The sequence below is a fragment of the Streptomyces malachitofuscus genome (assembly GCF_055571035.1).
This window is the reverse complement of record NZ_JBVIGA010000025.1, coordinates 32,027-54,722: the sequence shown is the minus strand read 5'-3', so window position 1 is coordinate 54,722 and position 22,696 is coordinate 32,027. Positions and strand designations below refer to the sequence as shown.

25 protein-coding genes and 1 pseudogene are annotated in these 22,696 nt (G+C 70.5%); 19 read left to right on the top strand and 7 right to left on the bottom strand.

The window, feature by feature from the left end; all coding sequences use genetic code 11:
* Positions 1-60 precede the first annotated feature (60 nt).
* A complete protein-coding gene (locus ACZ44S_RS30485; RefSeq protein WP_466934521.1) occupies positions 61-1,383 on the top strand; it encodes an Nramp family divalent metal transporter in 1,323 nt (440 codons plus the stop codon).
* Between the two features lie 7 nt (positions 1,384-1,390).
* Here ACZ44S_RS30485 and ACZ44S_RS30480 read toward each other — a convergent pair whose 3' ends face one another.
* From ACZ44S_RS30480 to ACZ44S_RS30470, 3 genes are all read right to left on the bottom strand, one after another.
* Positions 1,391-2,647 (bottom strand): hypothetical protein, encoded by a 1,257-nt coding sequence (locus ACZ44S_RS30480; protein WP_466934519.1) that lies wholly within the window; start codon positions 2,645-2,647, stop codon positions 1,391-1,393.
* Between the two features lie 64 nt (positions 2,648-2,711).
* Positions 2,712-3,221: a SigE family RNA polymerase sigma factor gene (locus ACZ44S_RS30475; protein WP_466934517.1), complete on the bottom strand. Its 510-nt coding sequence runs from the start codon at positions 3,219-3,221 to the stop codon at positions 2,712-2,714.
* Positions 3,222-3,385: 164 nt separating this feature from the next.
* Positions 3,386-5,095: a chitinase gene (locus ACZ44S_RS30470; protein WP_466934515.1), complete on the bottom strand. Its 1,710-nt coding sequence runs from the start codon at positions 5,093-5,095 to the stop codon at positions 3,386-3,388.
* A gap of 438 nt (positions 5,096-5,533) precedes the next feature.
* Between ACZ44S_RS30470 and ACZ44S_RS30465 the strand changes: the two genes are divergently transcribed.
* The 8 genes from ACZ44S_RS30465 (at position 5,534) to ACZ44S_RS30430 (ending at position 12,446) form a co-directional block, all read left to right on the top strand.
* Positions 5,534-6,367 (top strand): hypothetical protein, encoded by an 834-nt coding sequence (locus tag ACZ44S_RS30465; RefSeq protein WP_466934709.1) that lies wholly within the window; start codon positions 5,534-5,536, stop codon positions 6,365-6,367.
* Positions 6,368-6,439: 72 nt separating this feature from the next.
* Positions 6,440-7,147 (top strand): Flp pilus assembly protein CpaB, encoded by a 708-nt coding sequence (gene cpaB / locus ACZ44S_RS30460; protein ID WP_466934514.1) that lies wholly within the window; start codon positions 6,440-6,442, stop codon positions 7,145-7,147.
* A gap of 9 nt (positions 7,148-7,156) precedes the next feature.
* Positions 7,157-8,410 carry an AAA family ATPase gene (locus tag ACZ44S_RS30455; RefSeq protein WP_466934512.1) on the top strand — a complete coding sequence of 418 codons (1,254 nt, stop codon included), beginning with the start codon at positions 7,157-7,159 and terminating at the stop codon, positions 8,408-8,410.
* 14 nt (positions 8,411-8,424) lie between these two features.
* The gene (locus ACZ44S_RS30450) at positions 8,425-8,820 is read left to right on the top strand and encodes a TadE/TadG family type IV pilus assembly protein (protein WP_466934510.1); all 396 of its coding nucleotides are present in this window, start codon (positions 8,425-8,427) and stop codon (positions 8,818-8,820) included.
* A gap of 1 nt (position 8,821) precedes the next feature.
* Complete coding sequence (locus tag ACZ44S_RS30445) at positions 8,822-9,199, top strand: TadE/TadG family type IV pilus assembly protein (RefSeq protein ID WP_466934706.1); 378 nt, start codon at positions 8,822-8,824, stop codon at positions 9,197-9,199.
* Positions 9,200-9,243: 44 nt separating this feature from the next.
* Complete coding sequence (locus ACZ44S_RS30440; RefSeq protein ID WP_466934508.1) at positions 9,244-10,581, top strand: CpaF family protein; 1,338 nt, start codon at positions 9,244-9,246, stop codon at positions 10,579-10,581.
* Between the two features lie 11 nt (positions 10,582-10,592).
* Positions 10,593-11,537 carry a type II secretion system F family protein gene (locus ACZ44S_RS30435; RefSeq protein WP_466934507.1) on the top strand — a complete coding sequence of 315 codons (945 nt, stop codon included), beginning with the start codon at positions 10,593-10,595 and terminating at the stop codon, positions 11,535-11,537.
* Between the two features lie 21 nt (positions 11,538-11,558).
* A complete protein-coding gene (locus ACZ44S_RS30430; protein ID WP_466934505.1) occupies positions 11,559-12,446 on the top strand; it encodes a DUF5936 domain-containing protein in 888 nt (295 codons plus the stop codon).
* Here the strand turns inward: ACZ44S_RS30430 and ACZ44S_RS30425 are convergent.
* Entirely contained in the window at positions 12,433-12,669 is a 237-nt protein-coding gene (locus tag ACZ44S_RS30425) for a hypothetical protein (protein ID WP_466934725.1), read from the bottom strand. The genes ACZ44S_RS30430 and ACZ44S_RS30425 overlap by 14 nt on opposite strands.
* On the opposite strand from ACZ44S_RS30425, the gene ACZ44S_RS30420 reads away from it, so the two are divergent.
* The 6 genes from ACZ44S_RS30420 (at position 12,668) to ACZ44S_RS30395 (ending at position 17,070) form a co-directional block, all read left to right on the top strand.
* Positions 12,668-14,053 carry a sensor histidine kinase gene (locus ACZ44S_RS30420; protein WP_466934704.1) on the top strand — a complete coding sequence of 462 codons (1,386 nt, stop codon included), beginning with the start codon at positions 12,668-12,670 and terminating at the stop codon, positions 14,051-14,053. The two genes, ACZ44S_RS30425 and ACZ44S_RS30420, sit on opposite strands and share 2 nt — an antisense overlap.
* Positions 14,050-14,874 (top strand): response regulator, encoded by an 825-nt coding sequence (locus ACZ44S_RS30415; RefSeq protein WP_466934503.1) that lies wholly within the window; start codon positions 14,050-14,052, stop codon positions 14,872-14,874. Before ACZ44S_RS30420 ends, ACZ44S_RS30415 begins: the two co-directional genes overlap by 4 nt.
* Positions 14,875-15,031: 157 nt before the next feature.
* A complete protein-coding gene (locus ACZ44S_RS30410) occupies positions 15,032-15,232 on the top strand; it encodes a Flp family type IVb pilin (RefSeq protein WP_466934501.1) in 201 nt (66 codons plus the stop codon).
* Complete coding sequence (locus ACZ44S_RS30405) at positions 15,229-15,831, top strand: pilus assembly protein TadG-related protein (RefSeq protein WP_466934701.1); 603 nt, start codon at positions 15,229-15,231, stop codon at positions 15,829-15,831. Before ACZ44S_RS30410 ends, ACZ44S_RS30405 begins: the two co-directional genes overlap by 4 nt.
* Before the next feature lie 34 nt (positions 15,832-15,865).
* Positions 15,866-16,447 carry a hypothetical protein gene (locus ACZ44S_RS30400; protein ID WP_466934498.1) on the top strand — a complete coding sequence of 194 codons (582 nt, stop codon included), beginning with the start codon at positions 15,866-15,868 and terminating at the stop codon, positions 16,445-16,447.
* A gap of 23 nt (positions 16,448-16,470) precedes the next feature.
* Positions 16,471-17,070, top strand: a complete 600-nt coding sequence (locus ACZ44S_RS30395) for an OmpA family protein (protein ID WP_466934698.1) — start codon at positions 16,471-16,473, stop codon at positions 17,068-17,070.
* Here ACZ44S_RS30395 and ACZ44S_RS30390 read toward each other — a convergent pair whose 3' ends face one another.
* Complete coding sequence (locus tag ACZ44S_RS30390) at positions 17,071-17,262, bottom strand: hypothetical protein (protein ID WP_466934497.1); 192 nt, start codon at positions 17,260-17,262, stop codon at positions 17,071-17,073.
* A gap of 13 nt (positions 17,263-17,275) precedes the next feature.
* Positions 17,276-18,127, bottom strand: a complete 852-nt coding sequence (locus tag ACZ44S_RS30385) for a helix-turn-helix domain-containing protein (protein ID WP_466934495.1) — start codon at positions 18,125-18,127, stop codon at positions 17,276-17,278.
* A 240-nt stretch (positions 18,128-18,367) separates the two neighbouring features.
* Between ACZ44S_RS30385 and ACZ44S_RS30380 the strand changes: the two genes are divergently transcribed.
* On the top strand, positions 18,368-18,901 hold the full coding sequence (locus ACZ44S_RS30380) for an ATP-binding protein (RefSeq protein WP_466934493.1): 534 nt from the start codon (positions 18,368-18,370) through the stop codon (positions 18,899-18,901).
* Here the strand turns inward: ACZ44S_RS30380 and ACZ44S_RS30375 are convergent.
* Entirely contained in the window at positions 18,888-19,292 is a 405-nt protein-coding gene (locus tag ACZ44S_RS30375; RefSeq protein WP_466934492.1) for a DUF192 domain-containing protein, read from the bottom strand. The two genes, ACZ44S_RS30380 and ACZ44S_RS30375, sit on opposite strands and share 14 nt — an antisense overlap.
* 248 nt (positions 19,293-19,540) lie before the next feature.
* Between ACZ44S_RS30375 and ACZ44S_RS30370 the strand changes: the two are divergent.
* From ACZ44S_RS30370 to ACZ44S_RS30360, 3 genes and pseudogenes are all read left to right on the top strand, one after another.
* A pseudogene (locus ACZ44S_RS30370) lies at positions 19,541-19,693 on the top strand (type II toxin-antitoxin system RelE/ParE family toxin); the annotation flags it as partial.
* Entirely contained in the window at positions 19,690-20,028 is a 339-nt protein-coding gene (locus ACZ44S_RS30365; RefSeq protein ID WP_466934491.1) for a helix-turn-helix domain-containing protein, read from the top strand. The pseudogene ACZ44S_RS30370 and the gene ACZ44S_RS30365, both read left to right, overlap by 4 nt.
* Positions 20,029-20,279: 251 nt before the next feature.
* Positions 20,280-22,643, top strand: coding sequence for a Tox-REase-5 domain-containing protein (locus ACZ44S_RS30360; protein ID WP_466934490.1), 2,364 nt, complete (start codon positions 20,280-20,282; stop codon positions 22,641-22,643).
* Positions 22,644-22,696: the final 53 nt, after the last annotated feature.

Here is a 22,696-nt window from a genome sequence, read left to right as displayed (position 1 = left end):
CTCGTGAAGATCCCCGCACGCCCTCTTGTCCGACCGTCGCCCATCCGCTTTCTTGACCCCATGGCGGACACCACGGGAAACACCCAGGACACCGGGGCGGCGCACGCCCCCGGCCCCGACCCGCGCACGTCCGGTTGGCGCCACATCGGCCCCGGCATCGTCGTCGCCGCGACCGGTGTGGGCGCCGGTGACCTCGTGGCCACACTCATCGCCGGCAGCAACTTCGGATACACCCTGCTGTGGGCGGCGGTCCTCGGCTGTCTGGTGAAGATCTCCCTCGCCGAGGCGTGCGGCCGGTGGCATCTGGCCACCGGCCGCACCCTCTTCGACGGCTGGGCCGGCCTCGGCCGCTGGACGACGTGGTTCTTCGGCGTCTACGCCGTGATCTGGGGCTTCGTCTACGGCGCGGCGGCGATGTCCTCCAGCGGCCTGCCGCTCCAGGCCCTCTTCCCCGACGTGATGGACCTCGAGTACTGGGCCATCGCCTGCGGTCTGGTCGGCCTGGTCTTCGTCTGGTTCAACAAGTACGCCGTCTTCGAGAAGGTCATGACGGTCCTGGTGGGCGTCATGTTCGTGGTGACCGTCTATCTGGCGATCCGGGTCACCCCCAACCTCGGTGACGCCTTCGCCGGCCTCCTCCCGGTCCTGCCCGACGAGAAGGACTCGGTCCTCAACACCCTCGGTCTGATCGGCGGCGTCGGCGGCACCATCACGCTGGCCGCGTACGGCTACTGGGTCAACGCCAAGGGCTGGACCGGCACCGGCTGGATGCGGATCATGCGGCTGGACAACCGGGTCGCCTACGCCACCACCGGCATCTTCGTCGTCGCGATGCTCGTCGTCGGCGCGGAGCTGCTGCACTCGGCGAACATCGCGATCGCCGGCGGCGACAAGGGTCTGATGCAGCTCGGCGACATCCTGGAGGAGGAGTACGGCACGGCCACCGGCAAGCTGTTCCTGATCGGCTTCTTCGCCACCTCCTTCACCTCCCTGATCGGCGTCTGGCACGGCGTGAGCCTGATGTTCGCCGACTTCCTCGCCCGGCAGCGCGGCGAGCGCGAGGCGCGTGGCGACGAGCTGGCCTCCGGGCGCCGCGAACGCTCCTGGGCCTTCCGCGCCTATCTGCTCTGGCTCACCTTCCCGCCCATGGTCCTGCTCTTCCAGGACGAACCCTTCCGCCTGATCATCATCTACGGCGTCCTGGGCGCAGCCTTCATGCCGTTCCTCGCCCTCACCCTGATGTGGCTCCTCAACTCCTCCCGCACACCCCGTGAATGGCGCAACGGACCGCTGAGCAACACCATGCTCGCCGTCGCGGGGCTGCTGTTCCTGGTGCTGTGCGTGAAGCAGATCTGGGACCAGCCGTGGTCGGAGTTCTTCTGACCCGCGGCTACCGCAGCTCCTCCCACTTCGGGCTGAGCGCGATCTCCCTCATCTGCTCCATGGTCAGCGCGGGGGCGTCGCGGGTGGCGTCCTCGTGCTGGGCCCCGGTGTTGAAGGCACTGATCACGACCCGGAACCCGTCGGGCCGCATGGTGTCGGCGGTCCACATGACGACGCCCTCGGCACCCTTCTCGCCGGGCCCCTTCCGCGTGGCGACCAGGGTGCCGTCGGGGAGCGTCTCGGCGCTGCCGTAGAGCTGGTGGGCGACGTCGGACATGTCGGGCTGCACATTGATCTGCACCAGGCTCCTGCCCTTGCCGTCGTCGACGACGAGGTAGGCGTACTCGGTCTCCTGACCGCCCCGGTCGGCCACCGTGAGTCCGTCGGGCAGCAGCGCGGCCAGCGTCGTGCCGATCGCCTCGCCCGCGGCGCCCTGCGGCGGGGGCTCGGGCGTGCCGGTGGCCGGCGGCTTCGGGTCCTGCGGCATGGTGTCCACGACCCCCCGCCACACATCGGCCAGGACGACCTCCTTCAACTGGTTGACCGACAGGGGTGGTGCCGGACGGGAGACCGGGGCCCCCTTCTCCGCGGCGGCGTTCCACTCGCTCAGCGAGACATGCTGCCCCTCGGCCGTGACCAGGTCGGCGGACCACCGCTTGGTGTCCTCGCGCCGGTCGGGATACTCGTAGCCCCGGTACAGCATGAGCAGGGAGCCGTCGGGCAGCCGGCTGGAGGTGCAGTCGTCGTGGCCGACGAGCACCTTGGCCGGGCACCGTGTCAGCTCACGGGCCTCCGGGCTGTCCGGTTCCACCCGGTTGAGGCTGAGGCCGATGGCCGCCGCGCCCTTGCCGTCGTCGTAGACGACCCGTGCGAACGGGGGCATCTCCCTGTCCGTGCCCTGAGCCGCCTCCTCGCTGAACTCACCCGCGGGGAGCAGCTCCTTGAGGGTGCGCAGGAGGTCGTCGCCGGAGAAGGCCCCCGCGGGGGCGGGACTCGCGGACGCGGACCGCGCGGCCGCCGCGGCCGACCGCTGGGAGGCGGAGGAGTCACCGCCCGGCATGAGCAGCGCACCGCCCACCCCGACCAGGGCGATGCCGGCAGCGCCCCCGATGACGGCCGTCCGCCGCAGCAACTGGGCGCGCCGCCCGCGGACCTGCCCCCCGGCGGTCAGGGCGGCCATATCGGTGTCGAAGCCGTCCCCGGTGTCGCGCAGGGCGGCGGTGAGCCGGTCCTCGAAGGGGTCGTGGTGCTCGTTCTCGGGCATGGCGAACCACCCTTTCCACAAGGTGTGTGAGATATGAGGTCCGAGGGGACGGAGCGGCCGGGCGTCAGGGTCTGGAGTACTCCGCGAGGTCCTCGCCCAGGAGCTCCCGCAGCCGGCCGAGGGCGCGCGAGCACCGCGTCCGTACGGCCGCCGAGCTGACGTTGAGCACATCGGCCGTCTGCTCGACCGAGCGGTCCTCCCAGTACCGCAGGACGATGACGGCCCGGTCCTTGGCGGGCAGCCGGGCGAGCGCCGCCATCAGGGTCAGCCGCAGCGGCGCGTCCCCGTCGACGGCCCCGGGCAGATCGGGGAACACGTCCGTGGCCCGCTCACGGCTGCTGCGCCGCCGCTGGTGGGCCAGGAAGGTGCGGGTGAGCACGGTCTGGGCGTACCCGGCCGGGTTCCCGACCCGGCGGACGCGTCCCCAGCGGACGTACAGCCGCCCGAAGGTCTCCTGCACGAGATCCTCGGCCAGATGCGTGTCCCCGGCGGTGAGCAGACACGCGGACCGGTACAGGTGGCCCGCCCGCGCCGCCGCGAACTCGGCGTACTCGTCCGCCCGACCCTGCCTCATCCGCCGTCCCCCGGTTCCCGCCCGCCGTGTGCTGCCCTCACCTCATTGATGCGGTGGGACCGGGGAAATGTTTCACACGACGTTCCGGCCGCTGTCCCCGGGGACGGCCGAGGCCCCGCCCACAGTGCTGTGGACGGGGCCGGGGAACCGGGGCCGGACGACGGCTACGGCAGGGCGTGCACGTGCGGGCCCACCGCGTTGGACCAGGCGTTGTTCGCCGTGGCGTCCCAGTTGGTGGACCAGGTCATCGCGCCCCGCAGGGACGGGTAGGTCCGGGACGGCTTGAAGCTGCCGCAGTTGGTGCCGCGGGTCAGGCAGTCCAGGGCGTTGTTCACCACGGAGGGGGAGACGTAGCCGCTGCCCGCGCCCCGGGTCGAGGCCGGAAGGCCCAGGCCGACCTGGGACGGGTCGAGACCGCCCTCGAGCTGGATGCAGGCGAGCGCGGTGAGGAAGTCCACCGAGCCCTGGCTGTAGACCTTGCCGTCGCATCCCAGCATGGAACCGCTGTTGTAGTACTGCATGTTGACGACCGTGAGGATGTCCTTCACGTTCAGCGCGGTCCGGAAGTACGCGTTGGACGTCGACTGCATGTCGATGGTCTGCGGGGCCATCGTCAGGATCATCGACGGGCCCGCCTTCGCGGACAGGGAGCGCAGCGCCTGCGTCATGTAGGTCGCGTTGAGGCCGTTCTCCAGGTCGATGTCGACGCCGTCGAAGCCGTACTCCTGCATCAGCGCGTACACCGAGTTCGCGAAGTTCGTCGCGGAGGCGGAGTCGTTCACCGAGACGGTGCCCTTCTCGCCGCCCACCGAGATGATGACCTTCTTCCCCGCCGCCTGCTTGGCCCGGACGTCCGCCTTGAACTGAGCGACGGTGTAGCCGTTCAGGCCCGCCGAGTCCAGGTTGAAGGTGACGGCACCCGGAGTGCCGGTGGCGTCGGCGAAGGCGACCGCGATGATGTCGTAGTGGGACTGGACGTCCGAGATCCGCTGGACCGCCGCCCCGTTGTTGAAGTTCTGCCAGTAGCCGGTCACCGCGTGCCGGGGCAGGTCACCGCCGCCGCCCCCGTCGTCGTCCTTCGTCCGTGCGGACACCGCGACCGACTTGGGGGACTCTCCGGCCGCGTTGGTCGCCGCGACCTGGAAGGAGTACGACGTCGAGGCCGCGAGCCCGGTCACCGTCGCGGACGTGCCCGAGACCGCCGTCACCTTCGTGCCGTCGCGGTAGACCGTGTAGCCCGTGGCCCCCGACACCGCGTTCCACGCCAGGGACACCGACGACGCCGTCGTACCGGAGACGCCGAGGCCGCCCGGGGTGCCCGGGACCGTGGGCTCCGGGTCACCGCCGCCGCCCCCGTCGGGGCCGAACACCGACAGGTCGTCGACGTAGTAGGGCTGCTGGCCGTACCAGCCGTGGGTGTAGACCGTCACCGAGGTGGTGTTCGAGCCGGTGGTGAAGGTCGTCGACAGCTGCTTCCAGCTGCCGGAGTCCGGGGTCCAGGTGGACACGTCCGTCGTACCGGTGCCGGTCACGCCCAGGTAGGCGTACCCGCCCTGCACCCAGCCGCTCAGCCGGTACGTCGAGCCGGGCTTCACCGCGACCGACTGGCTGCAGCGGGCGTTGTCCTGCCCGGCCGGGGCGGCCTTGAGCGCGGCCGTGCCGCCGTGCACGGGGGAGGAGACGGTGCTGCCGCTGTTGGCGGAACAGGTCCAGTTGCTCAGGCCCGCCTCGAATCCTGCGTTCTTGGCGTTGTTGACGTCCGCCGCGGACGCCGGGCCCGCGCCGGCGAGGGACAGGGCGAGGGCGAGGGCGGAGACGAGGGCTCCGGCCCAGACGCGTCTGCCGCGGCCGGGCGTTCGTGGTGCGCGGTCCACTTGGGGCCTCCGGTGGGGGAGTTGGGGAAGGCTGGGACGACGGTGGCCACCGTTGGAGACAAGGTGGTCCAGACCAATTGCGTTGTCAATAGGTCCAGACCGGAAAGACCGGCATCCGGGGCGGGAGTAGGCCCGGCGCCAGGGGGGAAGCGTGGGTCCGAGGACCCGGGGCCGGGTCCGGCGTCAAGCCGAGTGCACAGGACCCACACCACTGGGTCCGGATCGAGACCGGCGAGATGCTCAACCTGTCCCGGTTTGACGCACCTTGTGCACCAGTAGTTGCTGTTCAGCTACACAAACGCTGTTCTCCGGTCACAGACCCGCGGTTACAGTGCTCACGTAGTCACGCAGTGAAGTCGCCAGGGTGCATCGGAGTGCCGCCCGGTGGGCTGCCGGGATGGGGAGAACGGGGAGCCGCGCGTGCCAACTGCCATTGCCGTGACCGGCGCCGACATGGCGTTGCCGGCCCAGGACGAACGGACCCTGCCCGCCGTCGTGCTGCGGGACATCGACACCCGCCCGCTGGACCAGGCGCTGACCGAACTCCAGATGATCCTCGAGCAGCACGGCCACCTCATCGTCGTCTGCTCCCGGGCCGCCCCCACCGCGGTCCAGCGGCGGCTGCACACCCTGCGCTCCCTCCTGGAGAGCGACCGGATAGCCCTCTTCCGGCCCGATCTGCCGCCGCTCGGACTGGCCGTGCTGGCCCGCCAGTTACGCCAGCTCGCCTCCTGCGACCTCAGCCCCGGCGTCCTCGCCTCGGCCGGCCGCCTGCTGATCCACTACATCCACTCCGGGGCCCTGCTCGGCTCCGTCGCCCGGCTCGACCGGGTGCCGGTGAACCTGAAGCAGCACGCCAAGTCGTGGATGCCGGGCAGCCAGTTCGCCGTGCTCGCCCACCCGCAGCCCCAGCTCGTCCGCCTCGGCCCCGAAGCCGCCCTCGACGGGCCCGAGTTCGGCACGTGGATGCTGGTCGCCAAGGGGCAGCTCCAGTCCGACTGGGTCACCACGGCCCTGGCCCCCGCCTGGAAGGTCCAGGGCCTGCGGGAGACACCGCTGCCCGCCGCGTCCCCGGGCTGGTGGGGGACCGGGAAACTCGTCGAGTTCTGCACCTACCTGCCCGACCTGTCCGTCCTGTACCAGCTGGTCACCTCCGTGCGGCGGGGCACCTGCCACTGGTGCGGCATCGACGTCATCGGCGACCGCTGTGTGTTCTGCTCCGCCGTACCGCCCGCCCCCGAGGGCACACCCGCCCTCACCCGGCGCACGTGATCCGTCCGCCCCCGCACCACTCCGACCGCCCGAGTCCGCTCGACCGCTATCCCCGATGAGGTTGTACGGTTCATGAACTCCCGTCAGCGCCGCGGCGTGATACTCCTGCTCCTGTCGGTCCTGTGCGCCCTCGGCGCGTTCGCCGGCGTGCTCTCCGTCATCAGTGACGTGAAGTCCAAGGTCGGTCCCGAAGTGGCCGCCTACCGGCTGAAGTCCGACATCGCGCCCTACACCGCGCTCGGCACGGATCAGTTCGAGAAGATCGAGATGCCCGAGCGGTGGCTGTCCGAGAACGCCGTCACCGACCTCGACGACATCCGCGGCAAGATCGCCGTCACCACCCTGCGGGAGGGCTCCCTGCTGCAGAGCGACATGATCGTGGACCGGCCCGCCCTGCAGCCGGGACAGCAGGAGGTCGCCATCATGATCGACGCGGCCACCGGCGTCGCCGGCAAGATCACCCCCGGCTCGTCGGTCAACGTCTACGCCACCTTCGAGGGCGAGCGGGAGGGCGACCCCGCCCAGTCGAAGATCATCGTGACCAACGCCAAGGTCCTGGACGTGGGCCGGCTCACCGCCCTCCAGCCCGACGAGAACGACCGCGGCCGGCAGCCCACCGACGCCGTACCGATCACCTTCGCGCTGTCCGCCATCGATGCCCAGCGCATCACCTACGCCGAGTCGTTCGCCCAGCGGGTCCGGCTCGCGCTGGTCGCACCCGGGGGCGACGGGGACGTCCCCGAGAAGGACCGGACGTACGAACTCGCGAAGGACAAGTGAGAGGCCCGCATGCCCACCAGGATCCTCCCGGCAGTCGGCGACGCGGACGCGGTCCGGTCCATCACCACACTGCTCAGCCAGCTCCCGGACGCCGAGCCGGTGGCCCCGGTGGTCGACTCCACCCAGCTCATCGACACCCTCGCGCGCCTGGCCGCCGAGTCCGTCGACGAACTGCCCGAGGTCGTGGTCGTGCACGAGCGGATCGGCCCCGTCCCCGCCCTGGAGCTGATCCGCGAAGTCGCCCTGCGCTTCCCCTCCGTCGGCGTCATCCTCGTCACCTCCGACGCGAGCCCCGGCCTCTTCCAGGCCGCCATGGACTACGGCGCCCGCGGACTGGTGGCCCTCCCGCTCAGCTACGAGGAACTCGCCAGCCGCGTCCAGGCCGTCGCCCAGTGGTCGGTCGGCGTACGCCGTCATCTGGGCGCGGGCGTCGACGTGTTCACCGGCGTCGGCAGCACCGTCGTCACCGTCAGCGGCTCCAAGGGCGGCGTGGGCACCACCCTGACCGCCATCCAGCTCGCCCTCGCCGCCCAGGCGTCCGGCCGTACCACCGCCCTGGTCGACATGGACCTCCAGACCGGTGACATCGCCTCCTACCTGGACGTCCAGTTCCGGCGGTCCGTCGTCGACCTCGCCGCGGTGGGCGACATCTCCCCGCGCGTCCTGGCCGACGCCGTCTTCCGCCACGACACCGGAGTCGCCCTGCTGCTCGCCCCCGCCGAGGGCGAACGCGGCGAGGACGTCACTGACCGCGCCACCCGCCAGATCGTCAGCGCCCTGCGCTCCCGCTACGAGGTCGTCGTCATCGACTGCGGCGCCCAGCTCGGCGGCGCCGGCGCCGCGGCCGTGGAGATGGCCGACCGGGCCCTGCTCGTCACCACCCCCGACGTCGTCGCCGTACGCGGCGCGAAGCGGGCGGTGCGGATGTGGGACCGGCTGCAGATCCGCAAGGCCGAGGAGACCACGGTGGTGGTCAACCGTCACACCCGGGCCACGGAGATCCAGCCCCCGCTCATCCAGAAGATCACCGGCACCACGGTGGCGGCCACCACGGTCCCCGCCCACTTCAAGGAGCTCCAGGGAGTCGTGGACGCCGGCCGCGTCCACGAACTGGAGGCCAAGAGCACCGTGAAACAGGCCCTGTGGGGCCTGGCCGGCGAACTCGGCCTGGTCAAGGCCACCGAGGGCGCCCACAAGGGCGGCCGGCTGCGCGGCGACCGGGGGTCGGTGAGCTTCCGGCGGAAGAGGGACGACGGGGGATGAGGGGAGCGAGGCGGATGCGCAGGAAGGTCTTACGCGAACACCGCGACCGGGGCCAGGTCACCGTCGAGTTCCTCGGCATGACCCCGACGATCCTGGTCACGCTGGTGGTGCTGTGGCAGCTCGTCCTCGTGGGATACACGTACACGCTCGCGGGGAATGCTGCGGACGAGGCGGTACGGGCGGCGACGGCGACGGCACCGGGCGCACGCCAGGGCGCCTGCCAGGAGGCCGGTCTGGACAAGCTGTCGGGAGCGTGGGCGGGGGGAGCGACCGTGAACTGTGCGACGGCGGGCGGCTTCGTCACCGCCGACGTGGAGCTTGACGTCCCCCTCCTCTTCCCGGGCACGGTCTCCTTCCCCTTCGAGGTGACGGGGCACGCGGGGGCGGTCGAGGAGGAGAAGGGTGACTGAGATGCCCCACCGGCGCCACCGGCACCTTCCGAAGCGAGGGGACCACGGCCAGGCGGCCCTCGAATACCTGGGCTTCCTCCCCATCCTGCTCATCGTCGCCATGGCCGCCGTACAGCTCGGCCTGATCGCCTACACCGCCCAGCAGGCGGGCACCGCCGCGCGGGCGGGAGCGCGCAGCGCGTCGCTGGACGAGGGCGCCGGCGCCCAGGGAGCCTGCACGGCCGCCGTCAGCGCCTGGCTGGCCGACGGCACCGACTGCGGGACGGCGCAGGGCGGCGACGAGGTCACCGTCACCGCCACGGTCGAGATCCCCTCGATCGTCCCCGGCTGGGACTTCGGCCCCGCCAGCAAGAGTGCCACGATGCCGATGGACCACTGAGGAACCACTGAGGAACCAGGAAAAGGACGAGGAGCGCGCGACTCATGAGCCTGCGGGCACGCATCAACTCCCCCGAGGAGACGGCCGGCCGGGGCGAGGACGGCCATCTGGTCGCCTCCTACCGGGCCAAGCTCCTGGAGGAGATCGACCTCGCGGAGATGAGCTCGCTGGCCGCCGCCGAGCGCCGGGCACGGCTGGAACGCGTCCTGGGCCACATCATCAGCCGCGAGGGCCCGGTCCTGTCGACCGTCGAACGCTCCCAGCTGATCCGCCGCGTCGTCGACGAGGCACTGGGCCTCGGCATCCTGGAACCGCTGCTGGAGGACGCGTCGATCACCGAGATCATGGTGAACGGCCCCGACGCGATCTTCGTCGAGCGCGGCGGCCGGGTGGAGCAGCTCCCCATGCGGTTCGCCTCCAACGACCAGCTGATGCAGACGATCGAACGCATCGTCTCCACCGTCAACCGCCGCGTCGACGAGTCCAACCCCATGGTCGACGCCCGCCTCCCCTCCGGCGAACGCGTCAACGTCATCATCCCGCCGCTCTCCCTGACCGGCGCCACCCTCACCATCCGCCGCTTCCCGCGCTCCTTCACCCTCCAGGAACTCATCGGCCTGGGCTCGCTCGACGAACACATGCTGTACCTGCTCGCCGGGCTGGTGCAGGCGCGCTTCAACGTCATCGTGTCGGGCGCGACCGGCACCGGCAAGACCACCCTCCTCAACGCCCTCAGCGGCCTGATCCCGGAGGGCGAACGCATCATCACCATCGAGGACTCCGCCGAACTCCAGCTCCAGCAGCCGCACGTCATCCGCCTGGAGTCGCGCCCGCCGAACGTCGAGGGCAAGGGCAAGGTCACCATCCGCGACCTGGTCCGCAACTCCCTGCGCATGCGCCCCGACCGCATCGTCGTCGGTGAGGTCCGCGGCGGCGAGTCGCTGGACATGCTCCAGGCCATGTCGACCGGCCACGACGGCTCCCTCGCCACCGTCCACGCCAACAGCGCCGAGGACGCGCTGATGCGCCTGCAGACCCTCGCCTCCATGTCCGACGTCGAAATCCCCTTCGTCGCCCTGCACGACCAGATCAACAGCGCCGTCGACGTGATCGTCCAGCTCACCCGCTTCGCCGACGGCGCCCGCCGCATCACCGAGATCGCCCTGCTGGAGAGCCACGGCGGCGAACCGTACCGGCTGGCCACGGTCGCCCGCTTCCACGCGCAGCCGATGGCCGCCGACGGACGCGTCTACGGCGCCTACGACCACTACCCCTTGCCGCGCCGCACCGCCGACCGCCTCTACATGGCGAGCCAGCCCATCCCACAGGCGTTCGGCATCGCCCAGTCCGCCGACCAGCTCGCCACCCGAGAAGCCAGGTAGGAACCGTCCCCATGGATCTGCAGAACCTGATCACGCTGACCACCGGCGTCACCCTGCTGACCTGCGTCCTCGCGGTCATCGGGGTGCATTCCTACGCCTCCGGCCGGGCGCAGCGCCAGGCACTGGTGGACCGTCTGACGGCCACCGGTCAGATCCCCGTCGTCGGCCGCCGCCGCCACTTCCCGACCCTGGACCGCCGCCTGCGCCGCACCAGGCTCGGCCGCAAACTGGAACTCCGGCTGCTGGCCACCGGCCTGGACATCACCCCCGGCGAGTTCTTCGCCGCCATGCTCGCCGCCGTCGCCGGCCTCTGGCTGGTCGGCCAGGCCACCCTCGCCCCGTTCTTCGGGCCGATCGCCGGGCTGCTCGGCATCTGGGCTGCGGTCCAGTTCCTCAACTGGCAGCGCCAGAAACGCATCGAGAAGTTCATCAACCAACTCCCGGAGCTGGCCCGCATCCTGGCCAACGCCACCCAGGCAGGCCTGGCCCTGCGCACTGCCATCGGCATGGCGGCGGAGGAACTGGAGGCCCCGGCGGGCGAGGAACTCGCCAAGGTCGCCAACCAGCTGGCCGTGGGCGCCTCCATGGACGACGCCCTCGGTGAACTCGCCGACCGCCTCCCCTCCCGCGAACTCGTCGTCCTCGTCACCACGCTGGTGCTGTCGAACCGGGCGGGCGGCCAGGTGGTGAGCGCGCTCAGGAACCTCACCGAGACGCTGGAGGAGCGCAAGGAGACCCGGCGCGAGGTCCGCACCCAGCTCTCCCAGGTCAGCATGACCTCGTACGCCGTCCCCGTCCTGGGCATCGGCTCGTTGTTCCTGATGAACGGCGTGAAGGACGGCGCCCTGGAACGCATGACCGGCTCCCCGGCCGGCCAGGCCGCGGTGATCATCGCCTTCGGCCTCTACGCCGTGGGTTTCGTCCTCATCCGCCGACTGTCCCGCATCGACGTCTGACCGGCGAGGAGGCTGACTGACATGGGACTTCTGCTCGCCCTGCTGATGGGCCTCGGCGTCTGGGGCATCTTCGCCGGCATCCGCATGTACCGCGCGGAGGCGAAGCTCCCCGGCGACCTGATGCTCGCCCTGGAGGTCGGCTCCACCCGCACCGGCGCGGTCGACTCCCTCGTCGACCGCATGGGCATGCGCTACGCCCCCGCCGTGCTGCGCCTCATGGGCCCCAAGCAGGTCGCCAAGTACCGCCGCAAGATCGACCTGGCGGGCAACCCCGGCGGCCTCACCATCGACCGCTACGCCGCCCGCCGCGCGGTGTACGGGGCGCTGGGCGCGGTGGGCTTCCTGGTCTTCGTCATGCGTGGCCAGCTCTTCGTGGCGCTGCTGCTCCTGGCGTTCGGCGCCTTCTGGACGGAGGTCGGCATCTGGTCGGCGATCCGCATCCGCAAGGACGTCATCGAACGCACCCTGCCCGACTTCCTGGACGTGCTGGCGGTGGTGGTGAGCGCGGGCCTGGGCTTCCGCCAGGCCCTGGACCGGGTGTCGTCGAAGTACGAGGGCCCCTGGGCGGACGAACTGCGCATCACACTCCGCCAGATGGACCTGGGCATGAGCCGCAGGCAGGCGTTCGCCGAACTGCGCCGCCGCAACGACTCCGAGCAGGTCGCGATGTTCGTCACGGCGCTGCAGCAGGGGGAGGAGCTGGGCGCACCGATCGTCGACACGCTGGTGTCACTGGCCAAGGACATGCGCCGCACGGACGCGCAGAACGCCCGCCGGAAGGCGGCGCGCGCGGTCCCCAAGGCCACCATGATGATCACCACCTTCATGGTTCCGGCCACGATGATCCTCCTCGGCGCCGGCCTGATCCTGGGCTCGGGCACCGACTTCGGCTCCATCACGGGTGAATAGGACGGGGGCGGGGTGCGATGACGACGACCGGTGAACGCGAACGCACGGGGCTGCTCCGCCGCCCGGCGAAACCGTCGGAGATCACCACACCTCCGGCGGGCACGGTCCTCCCGCCCCACGCGAGGACGGGCGCGCCGGACATCCCGGTGACGTCGGCGACCCCGGCGCTGCCGCCGGGCTGGGAGCCGGTGGGGGGTGTTCCGGCGAGGGGACCGGATGCCATCCACGGACGGGATGCCGCCGATGGTGCGGAAGCCCCACAGGGGCCACCCGCACCCGCCAACGCATCCCGCACGGGTGGTGCGGGTGAAAACCCCCATCCGGCCGAAGGCCGGATGCACCCCCTACGACCCGCACCGTCCCCGGACGTCCAAATCCAGGTGAACGCCTTACAAGCCCTGTGCCGCCAGGCGTTCGGCTTCAGACTGGCGATGATCGCCCTCGCCGCCCCCGCAGCCCTGCTCAACGCCGGCCCCGGCTGGGGCACCCGCCTCGTCGCGATAGCCGTCGTGGTCACCTTCATGGCCTCGTACGTCCTCTTCCGCGACTGGGAACGCTTCGGCCCCCTTCTCCTGCGCCACCCCACCCTCCTGGCGGTGGACACCCTCTTCGGAGCCCTGCTCCTGGTCTCCGCGGGCCCGGACACCACCCTCGCCTACGTCAGCGTCTGCACCCCCCTCCTCGCCGGCCTGATCTACGGCTGGCGCGGCGCCGCCGTCTTCGCCTCCCTCCAGGGCCTGATCATGCTGCTGGTCTACGCGACCCTGGAGGACCCGCACACGGAACTGGCGCAGACGCTGCTCCTGCCCGGCCTGTGCGTCATCGCGGGGGCGGTCGGCTCCAGCCTCCGCAACCTGATGCTCCGCCTCGGCTCGGCGACCCGGGCCCTGACGACGGTCCGGGCCAAGCTGGCCGTCACGGAAGCCGTCAGCGCCGAACGGGCCCGCCTCGCCCGCGAGATGCACGACTCGGTGGCGAAAACCCTGCACGGGGTCGCCCTGGCTGCCGACGGTCTGGCAGCCACGGCCGGCGCACCCCACATGGACCCGACCCGGATGAAGCAGCAGGCAGAGCTGGTGGCCCGCTCGGCCCGCAGAGCCGCCGCCGAATCCCGCGAACTCCTGACCGACCTGCGCAGGGAGTCCGACCCGGACCAGGGCACGGACGTGCTCGTGGAACTCGCCGCCCGTACGAAGGACTTCAGCAAGCGCACGGGCCTGCCGGCGTCCTACAACCCGACCGGCGAGGACACGGTCCCGCCCGTCCCCCCGGCGGTGGCACGCCAGCTCCTCACCATCGCCTCCGAGGCGATGGAGAACGCCCACCGCCACGCGAAACCGACCCGCGTCGACGTCCAGGCCGGCGTCCACGGCGACCTGCTCCGCATCAGCGTGTACGACGACGGCACCGGACTCCCCCCGGGCACGAACCTCGCCCACCTGCGCAAGGCCGGCCACTTCGGCCTCGTCGGCATGGTCGAACGGGCCGCCTCGGTCGGCGCCCGCATCCGCATAGGCCGGGGCACCCGCGCCCGGGGCACGGAGGTCCGCCTGGAACTCCCGCTCGCGGCCGTGACCCCGGCAACCCCCACGGAGGCCATCTCATGAGCACACCGCCGAACCCGTTCGCGAACGTTCCGCCGCCGTCTCCCCTCCGCGTGGTGGTGGCGGACGACAACCCCGTGGTCCGCGCCGGCCTGACCGCCCTCCTCACCGGCCGCGAGGACGTCACGGTCGTGGCGGAGGCGGCGGACGGCAGGGAAGCGTACGAGGCGGCCCACACCCACCGCCCCGACGTCGTCCTCCTGGACGTCCGCATGCCCGGCGTGGACGGCATCTCGGCACTTCCGCACCTGGTCGGCATCGCCCCGGTCGTGATGCTGACGTACAGCAGGGAATCGGAGATCGTCCAGGAGGCGCTGCGGCGCGGGGCGGGTGGCTACCTGGTCCACGGCGAGTTCACGGCGGACCAGCTGGTGTCGGCGGTGCGGGACATCAAGGACGGCCGCCCGCACTTCACACCAACGGCGGCGGGGGCGTTGCTGTCGCAACTGAGGCAAGAGCCGTCGGTTCGGCGCCAGCTACCGGACGGACTGGGCACAACTCGGACAACGCCCCCACCTACTTCTGCAGAAAACCTTTCGCGACTGCAACCGGATATGGCACAGTCGTCGTCTGGGTGGACAAGCGGCCGCCCGGCCGCTCCCGACAGGTCGAGGTTCCAACTGAGCGCGAGGGAGGCGGAGATCATGGAGCTCATTGCATCCGGCATGAACAACCAGCAGATCGCCGCCACGTGCTTCATCAGCGAGAAGACGGTCAAGAACCACATCAACCGCATCTTCGCGAAGCTCCACAGCACGAGCCGCTCCGAGGCCGCGGCCAAGTGGCTCGGCACGGCACCGGGTTCGGATCGGGGAGTGGGGTGACCTGTGGTGAGGCCAGGAGGACAGACACGGTGGGCCTCGGTTTGGGCCCGGAATTGGGCCCTGGGGCCCTCTGAGGGGCGGGGCACCCGGCCGTACGTTGCTCGTGTCGAAAGCGGCCCCACGAGGAAGGCCGCCACCGCGCCAGAGGGGGAACCCCATGAGCAACTGGATCAACACGACCGTCAGTTACCTCCAGTCCCGCGCCGCCCGCAACGACAAGGGCCAGACCGCGGTGGAGTACTTGGGCATCATCGCGGTGGTCGTGGCGATTGTGCTGGCGATCACGGGGACGGACATCGGCAACACGATCTACACCGCGATCACGGACAAGGTGAACGAGGTCGTCGGCGGCGGCTGACGCAACTTCGCAAGTACGGCGAGGCAGGGCAGGCCTTCCCCATCTACATCACGGTGGTGGGAGGCCTGCTCTTCCTCGCGTTCGCGTACTTTGCGGTCGGCCAGGCCGCGGCGAATCGAAATGACGCGCAGACAGCCGCTGACGCGGCCGCCCTTGCCGCTGCTCAGGACCGGCGGGATCAGCTCGCCGGCGCGTGGGTGAAGAACCTGCTCGAGCCGGACAAATGGCAGGCGATCTTCGAGGGAAATGCGGACGGGCTCGGCCTATCGTGTTGGCGGGCGGACCAGCTCGCGGCGCAGAACGACGCCGTTCTCCTGAGCTGCCTTCCTGACGGGCCGCTGGGCTACACGGTGGTGGCCGAAACGAACGACACCGTGGGTGACTCCATCGTGCCCGGCACAGAGGGCAAGAAGTCACAAGAAAAGGCCACTGCCGTGATCGCGTCTCGCTGCGAGTTCGACCTCCCGATAGGGGAAGCTGCTGAGGATACGCTGCCTCTGCTCAGCTGTGAGGGTGCCGAGTGGGAACTGGACCCGAAGGCTCCTGAGGCATTGCTTCCGAAACCGGAAGACCTCTTCGACGTCCACCTGGCCGACTGACAAGCGAACGACGAGTGATGAAGGAAGCAGAGGCATGAGCATGCGGTTCACTACGAAGGCCCGCAGGGGGATGGTCGTGCTGACCGCTGCGGCCGCACTGGCCATTGGTGTGGCTGGGTGCGGCGGAGGCGGTGACGACGGCAAAAGGCCGAAGACTTCGGCCTCTGCCTCGAAGGGTGATGGGTCCAACCCTAGCGCTCAAGAAGGCCAGGCAGACGAGCCCTTGGCAGAACTGAGGGGCACGGATGGCCTACTTCTGCGAATCACCTCGGCCCAGCGTGATGCCGGGGGATTCGTCACCGTCAGCGGAACGCTGAAGAATGATGGCGCCAAGCGAATTACAGTACCGGCCGCTGTACGAGGAAATGAAACGGAGATCCTTCGGCACGGCATGTCTCTCGGGGGTGCAACTCTGGTCGACAGCAAGGACAAGAAGCGCTACTACGTGCTGCGTGACACGGACGGTCGACCGCTGACCACGACAGGCTTCTCATCGATCAAGCCGGGTGAATCTCTGGCTGTCTTCATTCAGTTCCCCGCACCCCCGACGGACGCCACCGAAGTCACCTTCCAACTGCCCACCTTCGCCAGCGGCACCATCCAGATCTCTGGGTGAGGCAGACGATGACGCATAAGCGCATGATCCTCATCGGAACGGTCGTCTCCCTCCTCGCCGTCACCCCAGGCGTGGCCCACGCCGCCGACGGCCCCAGCGTCCCCCCAGGCACCGAAGCCACCGCCTCGGCCCCGGTCGAGCTCGACGCGAACGACCCCGACCTCAAGCTCCCCGACGGCGCCACCCTCGCGGAGCCGAAGGTGCTGGACATCAAGCAGGTCGTCGAGGACCAGAGCGGCGACGAACGCCGCGAGGACACCAACTCCGACGTGACCTTCGCTCTCCAGGCGGAAGTCCTCTTCGGCAAGGACAGCGCCAAGCTCGGCGGAGAGGCAAAGTCCCGCATCGCCGCCATCGCCGACGAGATCAAGACCCAGAACGCCACGAAGATCCGCGTCTTCGGCTTCACCGACAACCTGGGCTCGTCCGCCCACGGCGACGTCCTGTCCCGCAAGCGAGCCAACGCCGTACACGGCGTCCTCGTCCAGGAGCTGAGCGACTCCAACGTCACCTACGAAGTCCGCGGCTACGGCGAGCAGTACCCGATCGCCGACAACTCCACGGAGGCCGGCCGCAAGAAGAACCGAAGGGTGGAGATCTCTTTCCCGCGCACGCAGAGCTGACTAAAGCAGATGATCGGCCTTGCCTGCCTTGATCTCCAGGATCAGGGAGCGCAGGGCCTCTCTGCTGTCGGTGAGCGGGGCGTCCTCCTGCCCGGTGACGGCGATGTAGGCGTTGCCGTCGGTGTCGGTGCCTATGCGGAAACAGTTGTTTCCCTCGCCGCAGAACGGCTCTTCCCAGTCGATGCCTGTCATGGGGCCGGCTCCTTCAGAGTTCTCGGGCGATGCTACGGATGAGATCACGCGAGGCCGCCGGAGACAACGCTGCTGTGTCCATCCACTCCAGGTGGGCACGGTACTTGGTGAGCTGCGCCTCCGCGCCGGTGAATTCCGGCCCATGCGCCGAGTCGAGTTGCACGGTGTCGAGCTGAGGGGTCGCTCCGTCCGCGTACAGAAGGGCGTGGCCCGCCCCGGGGAACCCGCCAACTCCGTTGGGGACGACCCGAACGTCGAGCCCTTCCCGCTCCGATTCGGTGGTGAGGTGTTCCAGCTGCTTCCTGGTCACCTCCGTACCTCCGTACGGCATGCGCAAAGCTGCTTCGTGGACGTAGGCCAGATACGGAAGGGCATCCGGTTTCCGCAGCACTTGTTGCCGCTCCATACGGTGAGCCACTCGCAGTTCGACCTCCAGCCTGCTCAACGCAGGAAGAACCGCGGCGAACACGGCGCGGGCGTAATCCTCGGTCTGGAGCAGGCCGGGTACGTGCATCACCTGCGCCGTACGCACGCGTGCGGCATGCCATTCCAACTCGGCGATGTCCAGGAGGCCTGCGGGCAGAGTGCCTCGGTAGTGTTCCCACCAGCCGCGTTGCTTGTTCTCGGCCATGGCCGCCAGAGCGTCGACGTAAGGGGCGTCACTGCAGTCGTAGTTGCACGCCAGCGTGCGGACACGCTCTGCCGAGAAGGGCCGGATGCCGGATTCCATGTTGGACAGGCGCGTCCGGTCGATGCCGAGTAGTCCGGCTGCGTACTCCGTTGTGACGCCCGCCGCCACTCGCATCTTGCGCAGCTCGGCACCGAGCCGTTTCTGCCGCTCCGTCGGTGTGTTTCGTGTCGCCACGCGACCCCACCCTCTGTGTACCTACCTCAACCCATCGATAGGGGTAATTGACCCCGAAGTGATGGACACCGTGACTCGGACCCTACTACCTTCAGTGACGGGTCGACTACGACCTGCACCGACCCGGAAGGGCGTCGCGCGAGCCTGCCCGCACTCTCCTGCCCTGGGAGAGGCGTGCTCGCGTCAGGGAGACGAGCCACCGGACGGGCCGCACGACACCCGCTGAGCACTGGAGTTGCCATGTCCGTATCCGCAGGCCTCTGCCCGATCGCCGCCCCCGCCGACCTCCCTCCCGCACGGCCGGAGCCCGACACGCTCGCGTACAGCTTCACTCTCCCCGCAGGCGCGCAGAGCCCCGCGATCGCCCGTGCGGCGGCCCGGGCCATCCTGCGGGCCCACGGTCTGGACGACATGGCGGACGCGGCCGTGCAGGTGCTCGGCGAACTCGCCGCCACGGCATACCGCTTGGCCCCCACCACGGAGCTGTACGTCTCACTCCGCTACCGCGACGACGCCCTCCGCGTGACCCTCTACGACGCCCACCCCCGGCACACCCACCCCCGGCTGGCCGCGGCCTGCGACGCCCGTCGCCGTGCCGCGCTCCGTGTGCTGGCCTGTGTCGTCAAGGCCTGCTCCGGTGACTGGGGCGTCGGCGACGCGCGGGAACCGGGCGGCGGCACCCGCACGTGGGCCGTCCTGCCCAGGGAGGGCGCTCGCGCCTATGCGGAGGAGGGATCGCGCACGCGCAGGAAGGCCGCGGCTACGTCCCCCTGACCCCTGGGCGGCCCTGCTCGTCCTCCCGCACCACTTCCACGCGCGCACCCACCCGCAGCCCCCAGCCCGCCATCGCCCCCGCCTCCGCTTCGAGCACGTGCCGCGCCCGGAGCCGGGGCAGTCCGAGCCGCCCCGGTGGCATGGTGCGTACCGCCAGGACCCGGAGCCGCCGGTCGAGATAGGCGACGTCAATGGGCATGCGCATCCGAAAGGTGTGCACGCTGTTGGCGGGGGAGAGGAGCAGCGCCCCGTCGAGGGAGTTCCGCCCCAACAGGCCTTTCGTCCTGGCTCGGTAGGAGGTGGCGATCTCGAGGGGAACGCACATGGCGGGTCCGTCGCCATCTCGCTCCCGCACGTTTAACCGCCCCCGCCCGTCCCGCCAGCGCCCCATCACCGACCGACCCCCTCCACCACGAACCCACGGCCCACCGAAGCCGCCGTTCCCACCGAACGTATCCCCAGCAGGCACCGTGATGTCAGTGTTTGCGGAGTTGCGCGGGCGAGGCGGCGAGGGTCTGTGCGGGGCGTACCCCCAGCGAGGGTCCGAGCTTGGACACGAGCGCGGTGTGGTTGAGCGTCACCTGGGAGACGCCTCCAAATGAACCACCTCGAACTGGGGAGAGCTCCTGATGGCAGATTGAGCGGCGGATCGTTCTGCTCACTGTCTTCAGGAAGACTCGGATGCGAGAGGAAGCAGAGGTCAAGCGCGCCAAGCTGGCCAAGTTGGTGTGTGAGGCGGAGCATGGCCCGGCGCACGAGGAGTTCGCTCGCGACTTCCGGGAGGAACAATGAACCACGCTCGATGGAAGCGGGCCAGCGAGCGGCAGGCGTCACTGGGGTACACCGAGCCCCCCGGGGTGGTGGCCGAGCGGGAGCAGATCCGATTGGCGCTGCACTTGGGACAGCTCGTGTACGAACGAAGGGTCGCGCTGGGCTTGTCCCAAGCCGGTCTGGGGGAGCGCCTTGCCATGACCGCTGAAGAGGTGGAGGCAGTCGAGCTGGGAGGAATGCTGCCGGTCACGACCGACCTTCTCGTGCGCCTGGCGGCGGCGCTGCGTGTCGCAGTCGATCTCCACGTGATGGCCGACGGCAGCAACACCGTGGCGTTCGGCGAGGACGCCGCGTAAGCCTGCCCTCACTGTTGATTCGAGAGACAGAGGTAGGGCTCACCCCGTCGCCCCGAGCCGTGACCGGCGCCTGACCCTTCCCAAAGCTTGAGCCACGTCCGAGCCTCGGTGGCCACCGCCCGAGGCGCAGCCTCGATTGGGCGCTGTTTTGGGCCCACGGGCCCATGCCCCGACCACCCGCCCCTTCCTACCCTCGGGGCCTGCCGTAACCAAACACGGTTGCGAACCGGGGGACTTGAGGAGGGGCGGACATGGCCTGGATCGGGGGAGGGGCGGAGTCCGGGGCCGTGCCGGCGGCCGGGAGCGGGGGCGGGGGCGGGCGGCGTGACATGCCCCGGCCGCTGTCCCGTGCCCTGCTGCTGGTGCACGCGCTGTTCGCGCTCACCGTGCTCGGCGGTCTGGGTCTGCTGCTGACCGCGGCGTCGCTCGACGCGGTCGACGGCACCCTGCTCGCCCAGGTCGCCCACGCCGCCGCTCCCGGTGTGCTCGGCTGGTGGCTGGCCCGCCGCACCTGGCGGGGCGGGGCCCGGGTCTGGGCCGGACTGATCGCCGTCCAGGCGTGGCTGGTCCTCGGCTCCGTGTCCAACCTCGCCGACGGGTCGGCCCGCGGCTTCACCCAGCTGCTCCTCCCGCTCCTCGTCCTGTTCCTCCTGACCCGCCCGGAGAGCCGGGACTGGTACCGCCTCGCCGCACCCGACCGGCGCGAGCACCGCCCCTTCTCCCTGCCCCGGATGATCCGCTGGCGCCGGGACGACGGCGGTCAGACGGCGGTGGAGTACGCGGGGCTGATCGCGGTCGTCGCGGCGATCATCGCGGCCCTCGTCCTCACCGGCCTCGGCAACCAGCTCCTCACCGGCATCCAGGCACAGGTGTGCCGCGTCACCGGTGCGGCATGTCCCGCGACCGGGGACGGAGGGGACGGCCAGGTCACGGCGGAGGACGGTGACAGGGACCGCGGTGACGGGGACGGCACCGGGGACACGACGCCCGGCGGCGACCCGGGCAACCCCGGGGGCGACGCCGACGATCCGGGCGGCACCGGGCCCGGCGGCACGGACGCAGGCGACCCGGGCGGCACGGACACCGACGACCCGCCCCCCGGGCCGGACGGCGACCCCTCCGTCGTCGACCCCGTGGCCGCCGAGGACGAGATCGACGAGCCGCCGTACGAGGACCCCACCACCGGAGGTGAGGAGGAGAACGAGGGCGACGAAGGGTGCTTCTCCGGCTTCGGTGCCTTCTTCGGCTGCGCCGGTGACCAGCTCAAGCAGGTCGGTCAGGGGCTGTTCGTCGACGGCATCTGGGGCGACCTCACCGGCATCTGGGACGTGGTGACCAACCCCGTCGACACCTGGAACGGCCTGATGGACTACGGCAGTTCCCTCGGTGACGAGTGGTGGGACAACACCGCCGACGCCCGCGAGAAGTGGGACGACGGCGACTACTTCGGAGCGATCCTGGACTGGGGCGGGGCCTCGCTCGGCACCGGCGGAACCGTCCTGTTCGACTCGTTCATCGGCGACGACGTCGTCGACCAGTGGAACAGCGGCAACGAGACCCGGGCCGTCACCACCGTCATCTGGAACGTCGGCTCCCTCTTCATCCCCGGCTACGGCGAAGCGAAGATCGCGGAGAAGATCGGCTCGCTCGGCCGGCTCAGCAAGGTCGTCGACGACGCCACCGAGGCCGCCCAGGACGCGCGGCGAGCGGCCGAGGCCGGCGACCTCGACGCGCTGGAGGACGCCGCCCGGCGCGCCGACGAGGCCGCGGACGAGGCGGAGGACGCGGCCCGCCGCACCGGTTGCACCATCTCCGCGCCCGCCCGCCGGATCCCGTACGGCGAAGGCCCGCACCCGGGCATCGGTGGCGGTCCCGGCACGGGCACCACCGTGCTCGCCGCCGGCCCCGTCGCGAACGGCCCGTACGTCCTGCGGGCCGAGGGCGGGTGTGACGAGGAGGCCCGGGAGCAGGCCGAGGAGGCCCGCGCCGCCGAGCGCCAGGCCTACCTGGAACGCAAGCGCGCCGAGGAACCGGACCGCGCCCGGGAGGCGCTGGAGAACAGGAAGCAGTACCCCGACCCCGAGCACGGCGACACGAGCGACCCGCGCAACTACAACCCGCCGGACTGGGCCGACGACCTGAGCAGCCGCGAGTACGGCGACGCGGACGGCGGCGACGGCTTCTGGGCGAGCCGCGACCGCAACCCCGCCCCCAACTGGCGCAACGAGTCGTGGCTGCGCTACCAGGAACAGGTCACCGGCACCCAGCGCGGCTACGAGTACGTCGTCCCGCACCCCGACCCGGACGTGCCGGACGTCGAGTTCGACGGCTGGGACTCCTCCCGGGAGACCTTCCTGGAGGCCAAGAACGGCTACGACAGCTTCCTGGCCGCCGACCGCACGGAACTCACCCCGTCCGGCAGGGAACGGCTGCTGACCGAGGCGCGCCGACAGGTGAGCGCGGCCAACGGCAAGGACATCGAGTGGCACTTCTCCAACGAGGAGGTCGCCGACGCCGCCCGGGACGCCTTCGAGGACGCGGGCCTGGACATCGAGGTCGTCCACACCGCGAAGAAGCCGACCGCCGGCGACAGGAAGCCCGAGGCGTTCGACTGACGGGGCAACGGACGGATCGCGTCCTAAGGTGGTCGCGACGGCGGACGTGGGTG